A 16,865-nucleotide genomic window follows, 5' to 3' on the forward strand; every position below is an offset into this window, starting at 1 on the left:
AGCGAATAATTGCATCTGATTAGGTTTAATAGTGAGTTTTGTAAATCTGAAAAGTACTCGAGCTTTACCCAAGTAATTCAGTTATGTAACCATTCAATTCTTGGAGTAGGTCGATGCCTAAACTAGGGTCGATATGAGTTCCATCTTTACTTACTAACTTTTCATTCAGTAATGCCGGGCAAACATTATCTAGGCAAAGAAACGGTATCGGATCCCAAATTTTTATGTTTGCCTGAGTCGCAGCAGAATGTTGCGCTTGCCTTCTAGCGCTAATTGAACCAGGTTCTCCAGAACAGGAATTAATGTTCGACAGATTCTTGTTTAAGCATCGATCCAACATTGGGTACTTTGGCGTCTGTGAGATTATCAGTACATTCTCCGCCGGCTTCTTCACGGCACTAATCATATTTTTCAGGCCTATGGAATACGCAGGAACCAAGTTATCGGGCACAGAGTTGTCCGAAAGTATCACTAGTTGTGGCTTAACCTCAGCTACCCGCTTAACAAATAACTCATGCATGGGCATGCAGGCTGCTTGATCATCCTTTGAGCCACCAAATGCAATTCCAGCCTTATCCAAAGAATTTGCACAATGAACAACTATGAAAAGTTCAATTCGTAAGTCAGATCTGGATTTAAGCAAATTGCGCAGGCCTGCTTTCCACATCTCCAGATGACTGTCGCCCGCACCTATCCACACATTTTTTGCATCTGGTGAACCTAACGTGCAATTAAAAAGTCGATTCTGCGGCTGGGAACATTTCCAGCCTCCCTCCATATCATGAATATCAGTCATGTTGGCGAGTAGCTTTGGCATTTGCTCCGGTGAAGCAAGCTGTTGCCCCGAACTGATTTTTGTTGCAGATTGCTCCAAGTATTTCCACTGCCCTGAAGCAGAAGTTCCAGACTCAGACGAATTGGGATCTGGTGAACTCTGACTTATCGGCGGAGTCCAGGTAGGCGCTTGAACACCGCCTGAACCGAAATTGATTCCCGAGTAAGTCAGAACCCAAATAAATCCAAGCAGAAGTCCTGCTACCGTTGCTGGAATATAAAAAGTTTTTCCAGATTTTCGCTGAATTGACTTCTTGTTTCCCTTGGGAAGCGGCACCCGCATAAATACTTGTTCAACGAACCGGTAACTAAATAGGGAAAGGACGAAACAGATTACGATTCCGAGGATTCTCTCTTGGAGCGAATCCATGATGCCACGATTTAGCCCAAAAATATAAACTGGCCAGTGCCATAAATAGAGAGAATAAGAAATTGCACCCACACCCAAAAGTGCCCGATTGGAAAGAATTCTTGATGCAATATCTGTTGTTGATTCTGCGCCACCAATCAATAAAATTCCAGTAGCCAGGACCGGAACAAACAAGGTGTAGCCGAAATTGTCGGGTGTAACTAGGAATATCGAGCCTAAAATTGTGCCAAGCGCCAGCAATCTAGTAGCTGGAGAGGACAGTAGTCGGGTTTTTCCAGAAACTTCAGCCGATAAAATCCCCAGCGCGCCACCAAGCGCAAGTTCCCAGGCTCGGCTAAAAGTTGAAAAATAGGCTGAATTGGGGTTGGTGGTGAATTCTATAAGCATCCAGCCGGCAGAAAGAATTCCAAACAGACTAATAACAATTAGCGTTCTTGTTCGCCACTTTATCTTCCTGCCGAACACCTGCAGTCCATTTAGTCTTGTCGCTGCAATGAATAAAACGGGCCAAACTAGATAAAACTGCTCCTCAACTGCCAACGTCCAGAAGTGCTGTAAGGGTGAAACTGAATTTCCTTGGGCGAAGTAGTCGGTAGCCTGCCGTAAGAAATTTATATTAGCCAGAAACAAAAGTGTCCAGAAGGAATCGCTCTTTATTTTCTCAGCCTGAAGCACATTTAAAAAAACAATCGCATAGGCGTTTATTGCTACGATCACTAAAAGCGCAGCAGGCAGGATGCGACGGGCACGTCTAAGGTAGAAATTTACCAGCGATATTTTGCCGCGCCGGGACTTCCTCGACTTTGCGGTCGCCGATGTTGAATCTGTTCTGCCCCGGCTACGCGCAGCGATGCTTAACGCATATTCTTTTACTAATAATCCAGTGATTAGGTACCCGGAGATTACAAAAAATATGTCCGGTCCAATGAATCCGCCGCTAAAGCCTGGAATTTGAAAATGACACAGCAAAACCAGCAGGACAGCCACGCCACGTAAGCCAGCAATGTCAGATCTGAAGTCAGATTTCTTCTCAGGACTCGTCTCTGAGGCAGGAGCTATGCCGGTTTCTGATTGATCTACTTCGGTCACTAGCTTAATTCTTCGCTTGCATCGGACTCTGAATCAATTGCTTGTGCCGTCAGATCTACAGGGACGACATCTTTGTCTCCATAGCCGTAGCCATAGCCGTAGCCGTAGCCGTAGCCGTAGCCGTAGCCGTAGCCGTAGCCGTAGCCATAGCCATAGCCGTAGCCGTAGCCGTAGCCGCCACCATCGAAAGGTACGAAGTTCAAGATTGGGCCCAACAATCTAGCGCCGACATTTCTCATCATCTCTACGGCCAGGCTTAATTGTCCGTAGGTTGTCTGGCCAAACCTTGCCATGAGCAAGGCACCGTCGGTCACACGAGCCACGACCGCGCCGTCGGCCACAAGTAATAGTGGGGTTCCGTCAATAAATACATAGTCGTATTCTTCTCGGAGCTGGGAAATTAAAGACTCCATTTGCGTGCTACCGAGTAACTCACTTGGGTTAGGTGGAATTGGACCCGACGGGAGCACGTCTAGCATGCCACGATTCCAAGAGATCAACGCATCGTGAAGGCTAATTTGATTCGCCAGAACGTTCGTGAGGCCGACGCCACCCTCAATACCGAGATAGTCGGCAACACGAGGTTTACGCAAGTCACCCTCGACCAAGGCAACCCTGTTTCCAGCTTGGGCAAAGGCGATAGCGACATTCAGTGTGGTGGTTGTCTTGCCTTCACCAGGAAGTGCGCTGACAACAACAATTACACGTGGAGTGTTGTCTACATCCACGAACTGAAGGTTTGTTCTAATGGCTCGGTATGCTTCCGAGCGCACACTCCTAGTATTCAGTACCGAAAGTGGACTGGTAGCCGTCTCAGAATCGTAGCCAATTACGCCAATCGGGTTCATTCCGGTTAGTTCATTAACTTCTTTGAACGACTTAATCGTGTTATCGAGTGTGTCCAGAGTAAGCGCCAGAGCTACGCCGACCCCAAGACCCAAAAGTAGGCCAAGCACGATGTTCACTTTCGGCTTTGGTGAAGTTGGAGCAGTAGGCGGAATGGCTCGCTCGACCACTGTCGCTTTAATCGGAGCTACCGAGAACGCCCCTTCTGGAGTTTCTAAAGTTTGAATGGTCTGAGCTAGTTCAAACGAAACTGCGTTGGCTACATAGGCGGCGCGGGTCGGATCTGTGTCAGAAGCGGAAACATTTATGATGACCGAATTTTGCGGACTGCTAGCACTAATCGCATTTTTCTTGATCCGAAAATCGATTTTTTTGGAAGCCGCTTCTAAAAGTGGTCTAGTTTGGACCAACTGGACATAGGTAGCCATCCGTTGACTTGAAAATTGTGCATCGGAAAAAAGGCTTCCAGTTGCCCCTTGACTTGTCGTCGAGACAAAAAGCTTGGCTTGGGATTTGTAAACCTTGACTGCCGTTACGCTAAAAATTACTGCAAAAATGGTTGATATGAGGACGGCGGAAATTACTATCCGCCAACGCTTGCGCAGGATTCCGATAGTTTGCTCTAAACCCACTTGCCAACCTCAATTACTTGACCGCCCAAATCAGACTAGCAGTCTCGGTAGCCCTTAACAAAATGATTACAGCTTGAATTTGCCCGTAATAATCCTAAAAGTTAGCAACGCCAGCACCTGCGACACTACGCCTAACTCACAGTCAAAAATTGCCTACATTTTTAAGGAATTTGAGAACTAGAATGTACTTTCGAGGGCACAATCCCCCGGAGTTAGCGCATGGGGAATTGCCTCTAGGATTGAGGGGATATGAACGTTGGCCAGCGCAATGCCCTAATTCTTGACAACTTGATCATCTTTTTCGGCATGACATTCTCTGCCATTGCCCGAATAAATCTGGAATACAACTACGCATTAGATGTAACCCACACGCTCGATGCGATTCTCACTGCCGTGATTTTTTCTGTAAGTCTTTACATCGCAGGATGTTACAAAACTAGACATATCGGCGCGGGTGCTGAAGAGACCAGAAGGATTATTTCGGGTGCAACCAATGCGCTACTTGTCATTGGAACGCTCAGCTATTTGTTCAAGCATGACCCCAACCGCTTCGTTCTATTAATCGGTTATGCAGTAAGTACCGTACTAATTTTGTCTGGGCGAAAATTCCTCAACGGAAGAATGCTGATGGCCCGTGATAACGGACAAATGTTAAGAAAAACTCTTATTTTGGGTAGCCCAAGTTATGCCAACCAAACCACTGCAATCCTAAAGCGAAATCCTAGATTCGGCTTTGATGCGATCGGTCGACTTGAGATTCATAGCGAGATGTCCTATGCCAACCAACGTGCTTGGCTCCAGACAATTGACCAAGCGATAGAAGAAGGTGGCGTTAAAGTACTGATAATTGAGGACAGTGAAGAGACAAACCAAAAATTGGTCAATTTACTCTCCTGGCATGTAAATCAGCGCGATGTTGATGTCTTGATCGGCATCTCTTTCATTAGTGCCCTTGGCCCCAGGCTTGGATTGGACATCCACCATGAGCTGCCCCTGATGTATATTGACGAGCCAAAGCTTTCGCCCATAAATCAACTGGTAAAGCGGACGTTCGATATTGTGGTAGCCGGCTTAGCCACAATTCTGTTTTCGCCGATATTGCTTTTCATTGCAATTGGAGTATTACTGTCTAACGGTCGCCCAATTATTTTTACTCAGCCAAGAATCGGGCTTGCTGGCAATGAGTTCAAATTTATTAAATTTCGAACGATGATAGTCGGCGCCGAACAAATGCGTGAAGATGTGCTTGGTTTACCAGATGAAGACATGGCACAGCGCTACAAGACTGACCCACGCATCTATCCATTTGGGCGAATTTTGCGCAGATTCTCCTTAGATGAGTTGCCGCAGTTGTTTAGTGTCATTAAGGGTGACATGTCATTGATTGGTCCGCGACCTTTGTTAAAAGAAGAACTTGATCTTTTGGGCGACGAAGATCATCGCAGGCACCTAACTAAGCCTGGACTTACTGGATTATGGCAAGTTAGTGGGCGCAAAGAGACATCTTGGGAAGAACGAATGCAGATGGACCTGCAGTATGTCCACAACTGGTCTATCGGACTTGATTTGGGTATCTTGCTGCGCACGGTAAAAGTTGTCCTGACCGGGCATGGCTCTTACTAAATTTGAATGTAAATAACTGAATCTCGAAAATGCATTCTTACAGGTTTTGCAAATACCACTGGTAAGTGCTCGCAATGCCGTCGCGAAGCTCAATATTGGGCTCCCACCCAAGATTATTAATTTTGGAAGTGTCGAGTAATTTGCGAGGTGTGCCATCTGGCTTAGTGGTGTCCCAAACAATATTTCCTGAGAAGCCAACCGTTTCTTTTACTATTTGAGCAAGTTCTTTAATTGGAACATCTTGGCCCCAGCCAATGTTGATTGGAGCTCCATCGTCGTAGTTTTCTAGCAGGAAATGGCACGCACGAGCCAAGTCAGCAACATGTAGGAATTCCCTCAGTGGACTTCCAGTCCCCCAAAGAGTGACATCTGGCGCGTTCCCCACTTTGGCATCGTGGAACTTACGAATCATTGCTGGCAACACATGGCTACTCTGTAAATCAAAATTATCTCTTTCGCCATAGAGATTAGTTGGCATCCCGGAAATCCACTTGCGCCCATATTCACGGCGGTAAGCCTGGATGTTCAACACTCCAGCAATCTTGGCAATTGCATAAGCATCGTTTGTTGGTTCCAACGGGCCGGTAAGTAGCGAGTCTTCTGAGATTGGTTGCTGCGCAAACTTTGGATAGATGCACGAAGATCCCAGGAATAGCAGCTGACCAACGTCCGCTAAGTGTGCAGCCTCAAAGACATTAGCCTGAATCCGGATATTGTCTTGAAGAAACTCAACGGGGTAGGTGTTGTTGGCAACAATTCCGCCTACCTTGGCCGCGGCCATTATTACTACATCCGGCTTAGCATCGGCTAGTGCTGAAATTGTTTGGTCACGATCCCGCAGATCTAATTCAGTCGAACGCCAGCCAATCAAATTTTCAAAGCCTAGATTCGTGTAATGCGCCCAAAGTGCTGACCCAACTAAACCTCTATGTCCAGCAATGTAAATTTTCGCGCTTTTCTTAATTTCAGTCACAAGTCAACTCCATGCGATAGCGATGATAAATAAAGCATAGTCCCTGGAAAAATTCGGAAACTCAATTAATTGGTTGGAGCTGATTGCCTCGGCACCACATCTAAGCGGGATTTCAATCTCTTTGAGCTACTAACTTTTGGCATCAAATACAGCGCTAAAAGTGTGAAAATACCTGCGGCTCCAGATGCCTGAATTAAGGAGCCTCTCAGCACAATGGGAAGATACCCGACCGAGAATGCACCGAGAATAACGCCAAAGTCATCTGGGAAAAATTCTGTTCTGCGGCGAATTATTCTTGCGCCATAGGCCATTGCAATCGGGAAAAGAACTACACCAAAAAAGCCAAAATTAATTACCGCTTCACCCACCCATGGTCCAGAGATGTTCTCAAATTTCATGCCGTTTGCTCGGGCTATCAAGATTCCGGTGTCGTACGGTTTACTCGGCCAAATACTTCTAGGGACCATCGGAAAGATAGCCCCCATTAACTGATGACCCCAAACGGAGCCATTCTGATAAAACCAATTAATCGCGGATGAAGTAATTTGCAAGGTATCGAAGTCCCCGGTCTGCCATGCGGATGATCCAACCGAACCTACTGTGCGGTTTTCGCGCCGAAAGTAATCAGCCAAGGGAAAAATGAACAGGATGCCAATAAACACAGACATCGCGCCAAATCTAATTCGTCCAGGCGTCAATGTTATTGTTGCCAGAGCCAAAGTCGTAACAACGGTAAAGAACCAAAATCGACTGGCAGAAAGTGGGTTTGCAATAATCAACAGGCCAGAAACGGACACAAATAGCGCGATGTTGGCAACGGCATTATTCTTTTCGCGCTTACGCAGAATAAGCGCACACACGCAAACTAAAAGAGTTAGTGACTGAGTGCCAGTGAAGAACAAGCCACTCTGCGCTTTTGACAAGCCGGCGGCAGATTTGGCAGCTGATAACGCTCCTCGAGAACTAAAGAACGCCTGCAAGCCGCCACCCAATTGAAAGGTATACAACAGGGCTGGAACTAGGAAAAGGGTTAGGTTACGCAACCTAAAGGTATCCACTCTTCTAACTGCGACTTCTCGAGCTTTCTCGGCAGATGACATTTCAATTAAGAAGACAAGTAATAATGAGGAAAATATTGTCGCTAGTTGGGCTGCAAAAATTTCCTCATCAGAAACTAAAAGCGGCCAAGGATACGTACTAGAAAGAATTTGACTTAATCCAGGAATCCCGAATGCTGCTGCATTAAATAGCCAAATCATCAACAGTAGCGGCCGGGGATTAGCTTTACGAAATTCGATCGTGAACATCACTGCAGATATAAGTATCAGGATTACCTGTGTTAGGACTATGTATCTGCCTGCAAATTCATCAAATGGAACTTGAAGCAACCCCAGCCAAAGTGGCCCAACTGCAATAAATGCGAAAAATGCTTTGCCAAATGCAAGTTTGGAGACTTCGCCACTTGCAGAGGTCACACCGTTCGTTGTTGAAGCTAGAGTGCTCATAGTAGTGCGATTCTAACCTTTGAAAATTTCAGTCGTTGATGAAACTATCTTCTGTGCTACTTTTTCGTGTCCAGATTCGGCCAGATGAAGACCGTCACCGAGAATGTCAGCTTGATCGTCGATCACCGAATTAATGTCGATTGCCAGAATGTTCTCAGCACCAGACTCTTCCAGTTGATTTGTAATTATCGAAATATATTTACGTACTGTAGATAATTCGATAAAAGTCGAAAAAATCCGAGGCTTTTGTGGGAATAGCCAGATGGTAGGACAGCCAATTTTCTGAATAGTCTGAATGATATTTGATACATCCGTTGAGAATTTCGCTTTATTCGTGTCTGGTCGGTAATAACCCAGTATCCAGAAGAATAACTTGACGGAAAATTTCAAGAAATGTCGAACGCGCTGTCTTATTCTTCGACTAAAGCTTCGGCTCATTCTGGAGGCAGGATTCATTTTTCCTGCTCCGCGCCAAGATGGAGGGAGGATTCTTTGAAAAATACCTTGTGGTTGAGGCCATGAGTCGCCAATTCCAGCAAGGATTAAGACAAGATCATTCTTGGAGATGTCACTGGACTCGATAATTTCGTTCAGTTGTTCCATCTTCGCTAAGTCAGAAGTATAGAAATGCAGAGGTAAATCTAGTCGGGTTGAAGTTAGGTAGCCGAAATTCTTGTCTTCATCTATCGAATGTCCCGAGGCTGTGGAGCCACCAACGACAACAACTCTCTGCAACTGTTTCATTCCTAAATTCCTGCTCTCACTTTTAACATTCTAAATTCACTTAATCGATTTATCGATTAATCGCTTCCAGAAAGTGTTTACCGTATCGTTCGATTGTGTATTCAATGATCGCTGGATTTTCCCTAGGGCCACTCCAATGTTCGCGACTCTCATTCATCTTGCTTGCTATGGACTCAGAATCGCTGCCAGAAATGTAGACGCCGTCCATGTGTGCAATGTCAGCTGAGACGCCACATCTATAACTGACTACAACATTTAATCCGCAAACTAACGCTTCGTTAACTACTAAGCCCCAGACTTCAGTGGTCGATGCCAAGATTAAGGTATTCGCCACTGCATATTCTTGAATCAGTTCATGCGGCTCTTTGTGGTCAACAAATTGAACTTCTGACTCTAGGTCTAGGCTCTTGTTAAATTCAACCAACTCGTCGCGCAGCTTGCCGCGCCCGATGATTCGCAGAGTATCGCCTTGCTGCTTAATCTGGTTAAACGCCAAAATTATGTTGGCGATATTCTTCAGTGGCATCAGTCGTCCAACAAAAATAAAGTTATGCCCAATTTTGTTAACCGGCTGGCGATTTAACTTTGAGATCTCCTGATAAAAATAGGTGTTATCCACGCTATTGAATGCGGTTGAAATCTTACTCTCAGCTACTCCCATTCCAACTAGGAATTTAGTGGCCTCTGTGCCATAGCTAACAACAAAATCAAGTTGCCGATGAAACCAGCTTCTTAACTTGGCAACTGCGCTTCCCGAGAACTCACTAGAAAATGAGGTTGAACCAGCATGCCCAATAACGCGAATTCCTTTGCGCTTAGCAATCCAGAGCGCATAAAAATAGGCAGGAGATTCCCATCCGCCCAGGACAAATACATCAAAATCACCTTTGAGTGCCTTTTTAAGGCGACCGTTCGGGAAATAAATAGCTCGCCTGCCGATTGAAAGTGTGGGAGACATATAGAACTGGGTTTTCACGCCAAGTGAGTCTTGATCCCAATCGCCAAATCTATTTCTAGCTGGATCTCGGAGCATTCCTAGAGTGAGGTCGACTTCCTGGTTTAGCCATTTCCATAGTGGGATTCGATAGGGAGTAGCTAGATTTGTTAGCCACAGCACTTTTGGCTTTTTTGCACCCTGGTAACTAGTCACTGTAAAGTCCCGAATCACCTGTGAGCAAGGACTTAATGCTCAATTTGAACAAGTGGTACTTCTTTTTGAATTTAATGCCGAAAAACTGAAGGAAGAAATAAATACACACCTGAAATAGTTTTTTCAAGAAGTAGGCAAATATATAAGGCACGGAACTATTCCTCAGAATAACCAAAGGATACAAAGCAGAGTTGCGACAGTTGCGATTGTAAGCCCAGTCTGAATTCGATCTTTCGCTATCTTGCACTTCATACAGGATGGCATCGGAAACCCAGCGAATCAGGTAGCCGGCATTGCCGAGTCTGATTGTTAAATCGGAGTCTGATCCACCTCTATTGAAGTAAATATCAAAATACAAATGACGCGAGCCAATGATATTACTTGGAATCAGCAGGTTATTAGTTGCTGCCGACTTCAATAAAGTACCAGTAGCAAGATTTCGCATTGGTCGTATTTTAGAGTCCTTGACCACTTCGCCGCCATCATCAACTTCATAAACTGGACCGAAGATGATGTCCGTGGGAAACTGCTTATGCGCTCGAGTCAGATTGGTGAACCATTTCTCGTCGGGGTACTCGTCATCATCGATAAATATCAAGTTCTCGTCAGGATTGACTTCTTGAAGGACTCGGTTGCGTGCGTATGCAATTCCTGGTCTTAGTTCGCGAACAACTGTGAGATTAGGAAGTTGGGCGACCTCAATATCTCCAACACCATTAATCGCGATTACGATGCGCAAGTTTTCAGAATGCTCGTTGAGCGTGGGAATAAATTTGTCCAGAAAAAGGTCTAAAGTTGCCCGAGTTCCAGTCGTGCATATACCGATTACATACTTCTCGTCTAGCACTTAGTACCCCATGCTTTGTGTCTTATGTCCTTTGCCAAGAATACCAACATTTCCTGCTCCGAATTAGTCGCAAGTTTTCTCAACCGCTGATAGTAGAATTGCCCTGTTCCTACTAAATCAGCACAAAGGCCGCTATGCGAGATCTAAGTAAATTCGATGCCGCTGGCTATGACCGTGGTCGCAACAAAGTCTGGCAGGCGCTCTGGTTTGGCTTCTCATTTTTGATTTTCCAGAAATTTTGGTTCCCAAACAGATTCAGGGCATCAGCACTGCGACTGTTCGGAGCGAGGGTTGGCGAAAATGTCTTTATTCGCCATGATGTTCGCATCATGTGGCCGTGGAAGATACACATTGGTGACAACTGCTGGCTTGGAGAAGGCGCTCGAATCATAAACATCGTAGAAGTCACAATTGGTGATGACGTATGCATCTCCCAAGAAGCCATGCTTTGTAGTGGCTCTCACGACCATGCAAAAATTGATTTCCCCTATCGCAATCGACCAATAACGATCGGAAATGGTTCTTGGATTGCAGCTCGGGCAACCGTTTTGCCCGGCGCTGAAATTGGCGAAAACTGCGTGATTTCAGCGCGAGAGATTGCACGCGGAGAAATTCCGAATAACAGCCTGCTTATCAATGGTCAACTGCGAGAGATAGCTGAGCCATCTTGAAAATACTGCACGCATTTACTCTTCAATCGCCCGACAATGCCTTTGGGGGTCCGATTCGGGTCGCCCTAAATCTGGCCCATGAACTTAAGAGTCGAGATATAAAGGTTGAGTTAGTTGGTGGGTGCCGCGATTACCCAACGATTCCGCAAGAAATTGAAGGGATCAACGCAAATCTATTTGCAGTCAGGCAAATCCACGCAAAACTTGGCTTTAGCGGTCTGATTTCGCTGAAACTACTAGCTTGGGCTTGGCGTAATGTAAGGAATTTTGATGTTGTTCACATTCACCTTGCCCGCGATCTAATCACCTTGCCAATCACCTTCATTTGTCGGTTGCGAAATGTTCCTTACGTGATTCAGGGCCACGGCATGATAGACCCGACACAGAGAGCCACCGGAAGAATTCTTGACTTCCTGCTGGTTAGAAAATCCCTAATACAGGCCAGCAAGTTGCTTTATTTAACCGAGCAAGAGCAGCAGGATTATCCCGCGGTGGCTAAGTCCGCTTTAAGCAATTTAGCTTTTTTACCAAATGGGGTTCCCGCTCAGTCCAAGTCTTCTGCTGTTGAGAGAACTAGCATCTCATTCATTTCAAGATTGCAAGAGCGAAAGAGACCAACCCGGTTTGTCGAGATGGCAGCAAAATTGTCTGGCGACGAAAATTTTTCTGATTTCAAGATTGCTGGTGCGGATGAAGGTGAACTCAACGCAGTCCTTTCTCTGATCGAGAAGCATGCTTTAGCCCAACGAGTAACTTATGTTGGACCCAAAGATCACGATGGCGTACTTGATTTACTTTCACGAACACTAATCCTGGTGCTGCCGTCGGTAAACGAACCATTTCCAATGATCATCCTTGAAGCCTTATCGTGTGGCATTCCAGTAGTGCTTACCGACAGCTGCGGACTTGCTCCATACATTCAACGAGGAAACGCTGGCATTGTGACTGACGGATCTGTTGACGGCCTGGTTAATGCGGTAAAAGTGATTACTCAAGATTTGCTAACTTACTCAGCTAGCGCATTGGAACTAGCGCAAAAGGAATTCTCAATGAAGCACATTGGTGACGAACTCTTGGCTATCTATCGGGCCGCTACTTCTTAAAAAAGTTCAGTACCCAATTGATTCGCTGAGCTCGTAACTCACCTGCATCTGACAACGTTGTTTGCTCCGATTTTTCGGACTTTAATTGGGTACCCTGACCAAGAAGAGCAGTAATTTCCTCGGCAAGCGCTCTTGGTTCACCAGCTGGAACTTGCTTCGCCTGAGCTAACTTTGCAAGGACTTTTGAGGTATTTCCGCCAGGGACGACTGCACCCAAAATTGGTTGACCAGAAGCTTCATAAGCTGTGAGCTTGGATGGTAGCGACATGTCGAAAATTGTTGGCGCTTCATTTAGCAGCAAAACATCACTAGCTGAAAGCAGTGCTGAATAATCACTTTCATCGACAAGTCCCATGAATTCGATTTTTGGATCAGCACCAGCCATTTGTTCCAATTCCGCGCGTTGACTGCCGTCGCCAACCAGCAGGAGCCTTACCTGGTCTGAGTCAACAAGTCGGATTGCCTCAATAAGGTTGCCTAAATCTTGTTTCAATCCCATATTTCCTGTGTGGGTAAGCACGAAAGTGTCAGTTGGCCAGCCTAGTTGTGCTCGCGCTTGCTCACGTGGAATCTTGACAATGTTTTTCACGGAGTAGTTTGGTGAAACTACAACGTCGTCTGAATTTACCCCTAACCCAATAATGGAATCCGAAAAGGATTCAGTTATGGCCGCCACCGAATCAGCGCGCTGTAGATACTTACTTTCAATTGCCGAGGCAAGACCTGCAACCTTGTCACCACCAGAAATATTCGACTGAGTGGTAGCAGCAGTCATCAAATCCTGAACCAGAACTCCAAATGGTACTTTCCGCCGCTTCGCTAAAGCTGCTCCAACGACTACGTCGGCTAGTGCTGGACTTACGGCGATGACAATATCCGGTCTTTGAGATCGACTTCGCCACCATGCTGAAAACAGAAATGATGCCTCAAAAGCAACTCGCGCTAATGCGGACATCTTTGCCGGCACGAATATCTTGCAGCGCAGAACTTGAACATCATTTAGGACTTCATTCCGACGTTCTTTAGTTTTGTATTCTGGTGGAATTGACCACTGTGGGTAATGCGGTAGCGCAGTAATTACAGTCACATCATGCCCAAGTTTTACTAAATTTTCAGCCAAGTCTGTGGTGTACGGCGCACATCCCGTTACTTCGGGGAAGTAATTAACGGCAATAAGGCAGATTTTCTTGGAATCTGAAGTCACAGTTCATTGTATTGGGTCACCACAGCCAGTTGATAAAGTCCTAGGGCTTGCCTAACTGATGCCTGCCTTTACTAGAGCCGACTGCAATGATTGCTTGTAGCCATAAGAAGTGTAGGAAGCACCGCTTACCGATTTGATTCTTGCGGATTGGGCTGCCAGTGCTTCCTTGCGCAAAATGGGCAAGGAGTATCTAGCTATCATCATCGAGTTTCCATCTTGATTTGGAGATTTTTCTACTTTGACGTTAAGCAATTTTTTGCCTTTGACTATTGCTTTAACCTGCACGTAGCCAAAATTTACCCAAACAGAATCGCCAGTAATCGAACGAGTCTTGAGGCTAATTGCGGAACTCGATGTGTTAGCGAAGTGACTCTGCGTAACCGGTTGACTTGGTCGTAGCCCGCTTGCACTAAGAGATCCAGTACTTCCAACTGAGGTCGCTCCGGCTGATAAGAATGTAGTTCCAGCAATTCCGGCAAATGTACTAAGTGCAAACAGCTGATTCTTTCTCATAACTCTCCTTTTACTTTTCCAGCATTGCAAACTGAAGTAAAAGGGAGATACCGAGAAGTGTTAAGAATTGGTCAAGAAGTGACTAAGTCTTGCTGAAAGCCAGGAACCCAGTCAATAAATTCGTCTATTACCGAAAATTCGGACTCCAGTTGACAGAGCACACCAATACTTCCCAGCCAAACCCGATGAATTAGCAAATAATTCGGTGGCAAATTTATTTTCAGTCCTATTGCCCAGTCTGGATTGCGTGGGTCACTAGTTCGCGAGAATTGCTCCCGTAACCACTCCCTACTGTGCTTGAAAACCTGGGTTTTTGCTGGCTCAGTAAATGGAGCCAAATAATCACGTAATGACTCCGGATCAATTTGGATGCCTGGTCGGATAAATCCTTCAGCGCGCAAACCAGATTCAATTCCGGAGCCATCATTGGCCATGGCTACCAACAGTAACTTTCCCATTGCCTTCGGCAGGCCATCAGGTAAGTCTGCGGTGGCGCCGAAATCTAGAACTGCTAGTCGGCCATCTGGCATAACGCGAAAATTTCCTGGATGGGGATCTGCATGCATCAGGCCAGCAATTTTTGGTCCTGACAGCAGGAAACGAAGGTACATTTTTCCATATTTATCGCGCTCATCTTGAGTCCCTGATTCAATTATGCGTGCAAGAGATTTTCCTTCTACCCATTCGGTAACAACGACTTCACTCGCCGCAGAAAGAACGTGTGGAATGAAAAAATCTTTGTGTCCGTCAAAGGCGACTGCAAACTTACGTTGAACTTTTGACTCGTGCAAATAATCAAGCTCTTCGCCAACGCGGAGCTTTAATTCTGCTAAGAGTGCTTTTAGGTCAATACCTGGAAAGGCAAAGGCAAAAATGTTGCCCATGCGGGACACTTGATTGAGGTCTGACATGACCGCTTTTGCAGCTCCGGGATACTGGATTTTTACTGCGACTTCGCGCCCATCGTGCCAAATCGCCTTGTGCACTTGTCCGATGGACGCAGCAGCTGAAGGTAGGTCTGAAAACTTTTGAAATCGACCACGCCAATCTTTCCCGAGGCTCTTAGTTAACTGCAGTTCCACATTCTTGGCCGACATAGGAGGGGCGCTGTCTTGCAACTTTGTTAGAGATTCTCGGTAAGGAGCAATCATCTCTTCGGGCAAGGCCGCCTCAAGGACGCTCAGTACTTGACCAAATTTCATAGCGCCGCCCTTTAGCGTGCCAAGAACGCTAAAAAGTTGTTCGGCCGTGCGACGTTGAGCACGGATTAATGCCGCCTGCGAGTCCCCACCACCTATCCGGGTGCCAGCAACCACCGCCCGCCTACCAGCATGACTTACTGGCACCGAAGCCAATTTTGCGGTTCGGCTCAAGGCATAGGTTGGCATTTCTGGCACATTTCATTGTCGCGTGATACTCAACACAGCGCATCTCCAGCAAGTGCGTGATATGTCACATCAGATTACGCTGTTCTTATGTTTGATCTCTCTTCAATCCTTCGTCAAGCCGCAGACACGTTAGATTCAATAGGCAATCGAGTTCGTGAACAACGTGCAGACGAAAGTGCTCCGATGGTTGATGTAGATGCGGTCAATGCTGCCGTAGTCACTCTTAGTGCATCTGCGATTTCTGCACTTCTCGACTTAGCAGACACGTTGCCTCGACCAAACATGTGTAATCGGGACCATGAAGGTTCAGCAGACGTATCTGAGTCCGTTGCTGACGAAGTGGACAAAGTCGTTGGTCGCCTTGGTTTGGTGCAGGAAGCGGAGCTTGCCGCACTTCGAAAGCGAGTTGTAGAGCTTGAAGAAAAGCTAGCAAAATAGCCTTGGCTTTAACCCTCTCATTAATCTTTTTCCTAACTGGTTAGGCTTATTGCGTGAGCGAATCAAAAACTGACCGAATTGTCTGGATAGACTGCGAAATGACGGGTCTTGATTTTGTTAATGACTCGCTTGTGGAAATTGCCTGCATCGTCACTGACAGCGAACTCAATGAATTGGATGATGGCTTCGAAGTTGTCATCAAAGTTCCGCAAGAAAAACTAGACACGATGGACCCAGTAGTCACTCAAATGCACACTGCCTCAGGATTGCTCCATGACATTCCAAGCGGGTTGACTCTTGAAGAAGCAGAGCAGCAACTCTTTGATTACGTGACTTCACACGTTCCAGAATCATTCAAGGCTCCACTTGCTGGCTCAAGTGTCTATGTCGATCGGATTTTCTTGCGCAGAGATATGCCTCGTGTCGATTCATACTTGCATTATCGGATTATTGATGTTTCCAGCCTCAAAGAATTGGCCAGGCGCTGGTACTCGCGCACTTACTTTGCCAATCCATTGAAGACCGGAAATCACCGAGCACTGGGCGATACCAGAGATTCAATCAATGAACTCCGTTACTACCGCGCTGCAATTATGGTGCCTGAACCTGGACCAGACACACTAACTGCTCGGGCAATTTCAGAGCACATTATGGGTCGTCCGTTCGCTACTGATGTTTAGTAAGCCGGCAATTTAACGCCTGGCTCTCCGCTGGCATAGACTAAGAGCTCTGCCAAAGTTTCTTTTGCAGTCATGGTGGGTGTAGCTCAGCTGGTAGAGCACCTGGTTGTGGTCCAGGACGTCGCGGGTTCGAGTCCCGTCACTCACCCCAAGTGCCCGCTACTTAGTGGGCACTTTTTATTTCCCTTAGAAGTTTCGCAAACTGAGGGCATTGTTTGAATTACATTTTCCTCAATGGTTCTGTCACTTCCACAT

General features: G+C 46.2%; 15 protein-coding genes and 1 tRNA gene. 6 read left to right on the plus strand and 10 right to left on the minus strand.

Annotation, left to right across the window (positions count from 1 at the left end; genetic code table 11):
* Positions 1-64: 64 nt before the first annotated feature.
* Complete coding sequence (locus tag EBS36_00570; GenBank protein NBU31655.1) at positions 65-2,302, minus strand: acyltransferase; 2,238 nt, start codon at positions 2,300-2,302, stop codon at positions 65-67.
* Positions 2,293-3,771, minus strand: a complete 1,479-nt coding sequence (locus EBS36_00575; GenBank protein ID NBU31656.1) for a polysaccharide biosynthesis tyrosine autokinase — start codon at positions 3,769-3,771, stop codon at positions 2,293-2,295. The genes EBS36_00570 and EBS36_00575 overlap by 10 nt, the downstream gene beginning before the upstream one ends.
* 249 nt (positions 3,772-4,020) lie before the next feature.
* On the opposite strand from EBS36_00575, the gene EBS36_00580 reads away from it, so the two are divergent.
* The gene (locus EBS36_00580) at positions 4,021-5,394 is read left to right on the plus strand and encodes a sugar transferase (protein NBU31657.1); all 1,374 of its coding nucleotides are present in this window, start codon (positions 4,021-4,023) and stop codon (positions 5,392-5,394) included.
* Between the two features lie 37 nt (positions 5,395-5,431).
* Here the strand turns inward: EBS36_00580 and EBS36_00585 are convergent, their stop codons facing one another.
* The 5 genes from EBS36_00585 to EBS36_00605 all read right to left on the minus strand — a co-directional run bounded on the left by EBS36_00585 (position 5,432) and on the right by EBS36_00605 (position 10,613).
* Positions 5,432-6,367, minus strand: coding sequence for a GDP-L-fucose synthase (locus tag EBS36_00585; protein NBU31658.1), 936 nt, complete (start codon positions 6,365-6,367; stop codon positions 5,432-5,434).
* A 65-nt stretch (positions 6,368-6,432) separates the two neighbouring features.
* The gene (locus tag EBS36_00590; GenBank protein ID NBU31659.1) at positions 6,433-7,872 is read right to left on the minus strand and encodes an oligosaccharide repeat unit polymerase; all 1,440 of its coding nucleotides are present in this window, start codon (positions 7,870-7,872) and stop codon (positions 6,433-6,435) included.
* Between the two features lie 12 nt (positions 7,873-7,884).
* Complete coding sequence (locus EBS36_00595) at positions 7,885-8,616, minus strand: hypothetical protein (GenBank protein ID NBU31660.1); 732 nt, start codon at positions 8,614-8,616, stop codon at positions 7,885-7,887.
* 49 nt (positions 8,617-8,665) lie between these two features.
* Positions 8,666-9,766, minus strand: a complete 1,101-nt coding sequence (locus EBS36_00600) for a glycosyltransferase (GenBank protein ID NBU31661.1) — start codon at positions 9,764-9,766, stop codon at positions 8,666-8,668.
* Positions 9,759-10,613 carry a glycosyltransferase gene (locus EBS36_00605; GenBank protein NBU31662.1) on the minus strand — a complete coding sequence of 285 codons (855 nt, stop codon included), beginning with the start codon at positions 10,611-10,613 and terminating at the stop codon, positions 9,759-9,761. Before EBS36_00605 ends, EBS36_00600 begins: the two co-directional genes overlap by 8 nt.
* A 134-nt stretch (positions 10,614-10,747) precedes the next feature.
* Here EBS36_00605 and EBS36_00610 point away from each other — a divergent pair, with 134 nt between their 5' ends.
* Both EBS36_00610 and EBS36_00615 read left to right on the plus strand, forming a co-directional pair.
* Positions 10,748-11,284: a putative colanic acid biosynthesis acetyltransferase gene (locus EBS36_00610; GenBank protein NBU31663.1), complete on the plus strand. Its 537-nt coding sequence runs from the start codon at positions 10,748-10,750 to the stop codon at positions 11,282-11,284.
* Positions 11,281-12,387: a glycosyltransferase gene (locus EBS36_00615; protein NBU31664.1), complete on the plus strand. Its 1,107-nt coding sequence runs from the start codon at positions 11,281-11,283 to the stop codon at positions 12,385-12,387. The genes EBS36_00610 and EBS36_00615 overlap by 4 nt, the downstream gene beginning before the upstream one ends.
* Here EBS36_00615 and EBS36_00620 read toward each other — a convergent pair.
* The 3 genes from EBS36_00620 to EBS36_00630 form a co-directional block, all read right to left on the minus strand.
* A complete protein-coding gene (locus tag EBS36_00620) occupies positions 12,377-13,591 on the minus strand; it encodes a glycosyltransferase WbuB (protein NBU31665.1) in 1,215 nt (404 codons plus the stop codon). The two genes, EBS36_00615 and EBS36_00620, sit on opposite strands and share 11 nt — an antisense overlap.
* Positions 13,592-13,642: 51 nt before the next feature.
* Positions 13,643-14,104 carry an FMN-binding protein gene (locus EBS36_00625; GenBank protein NBU31666.1) on the minus strand — a complete coding sequence of 154 codons (462 nt, stop codon included), beginning with the start codon at positions 14,102-14,104 and terminating at the stop codon, positions 13,643-13,645.
* Between the two features lie 71 nt (positions 14,105-14,175).
* Positions 14,176-15,501, minus strand: a complete 1,326-nt coding sequence (locus EBS36_00630; protein NBU31667.1) for an AarF/ABC1/UbiB kinase family protein — start codon at positions 15,499-15,501, stop codon at positions 14,176-14,178.
* Positions 15,502-15,579: 78 nt separating this feature from the next.
* Between EBS36_00630 and EBS36_00635 the strand changes: the two genes are divergently transcribed.
* The 3 genes from EBS36_00635 (at position 15,580) to EBS36_00645 (ending at position 16,761) form a co-directional block, all read left to right on the plus strand.
* On the plus strand, positions 15,580-15,930 hold the full coding sequence (locus tag EBS36_00635; protein NBU31668.1) for a hypothetical protein: 351 nt from the start codon (positions 15,580-15,582) through the stop codon (positions 15,928-15,930).
* Between the two features lie 98 nt (positions 15,931-16,028).
* Positions 16,029-16,610, plus strand: a complete 582-nt coding sequence (locus EBS36_00640) for an oligoribonuclease (protein NBU31669.1) — start codon at positions 16,029-16,031, stop codon at positions 16,608-16,610.
* Positions 16,611-16,685: 75 nt separating this feature from the next.
* A tRNA-His gene (locus EBS36_00645) sits at positions 16,686-16,761 on the plus strand.
* The last annotated feature ends 104 nt before the right edge of the window (positions 16,762-16,865 follow it).

Source organism: Actinomycetota bacterium (assembly GCA_009923495.1).
Lineage (GTDB): Bacteria > Actinomycetota > Actinomycetes > S36-B12 > UBA5976 > UBA5976.

Coding starts and splice junctions, on each gene's coding strand:
- EBS36_00580 (NBU31657.1), top strand. CDS start 4,021: ATGAACGTTGGCCAGCGCAATGCCCTAATTCTTGACAACTTGATCATC.
- EBS36_00590 (NBU31659.1), bottom strand. CDS start 7,872: ATGAGCACTCTAGCTTCAACAACGAACGGTGTGACCTCTGCAAGTGGC.
- EBS36_00595 (NBU31660.1), bottom strand. CDS start 8,616: ATGAAACAGTTGCAGAGAGTTGTTGTCGTTGGTGGCTCCACAGCCTCG.
- EBS36_00610 (NBU31663.1), top strand. CDS start 10,748: ATGCGAGATCTAAGTAAATTCGATGCCGCTGGCTATGACCGTGGTCGC.
- EBS36_00625 (NBU31666.1), bottom strand. CDS start 14,104: ATGAGAAAGAATCAGCTGTTTGCACTTAGTACATTTGCCGGAATTGCT.
- EBS36_00635 (NBU31668.1), top strand. CDS start 15,580: ATGTTTGATCTCTCTTCAATCCTTCGTCAAGCCGCAGACACGTTAGAT.
- EBS36_00640 (NBU31669.1), top strand. CDS start 16,029: ATGACGGGTCTTGATTTTGTTAATGACTCGCTTGTGGAAATTGCCTGC.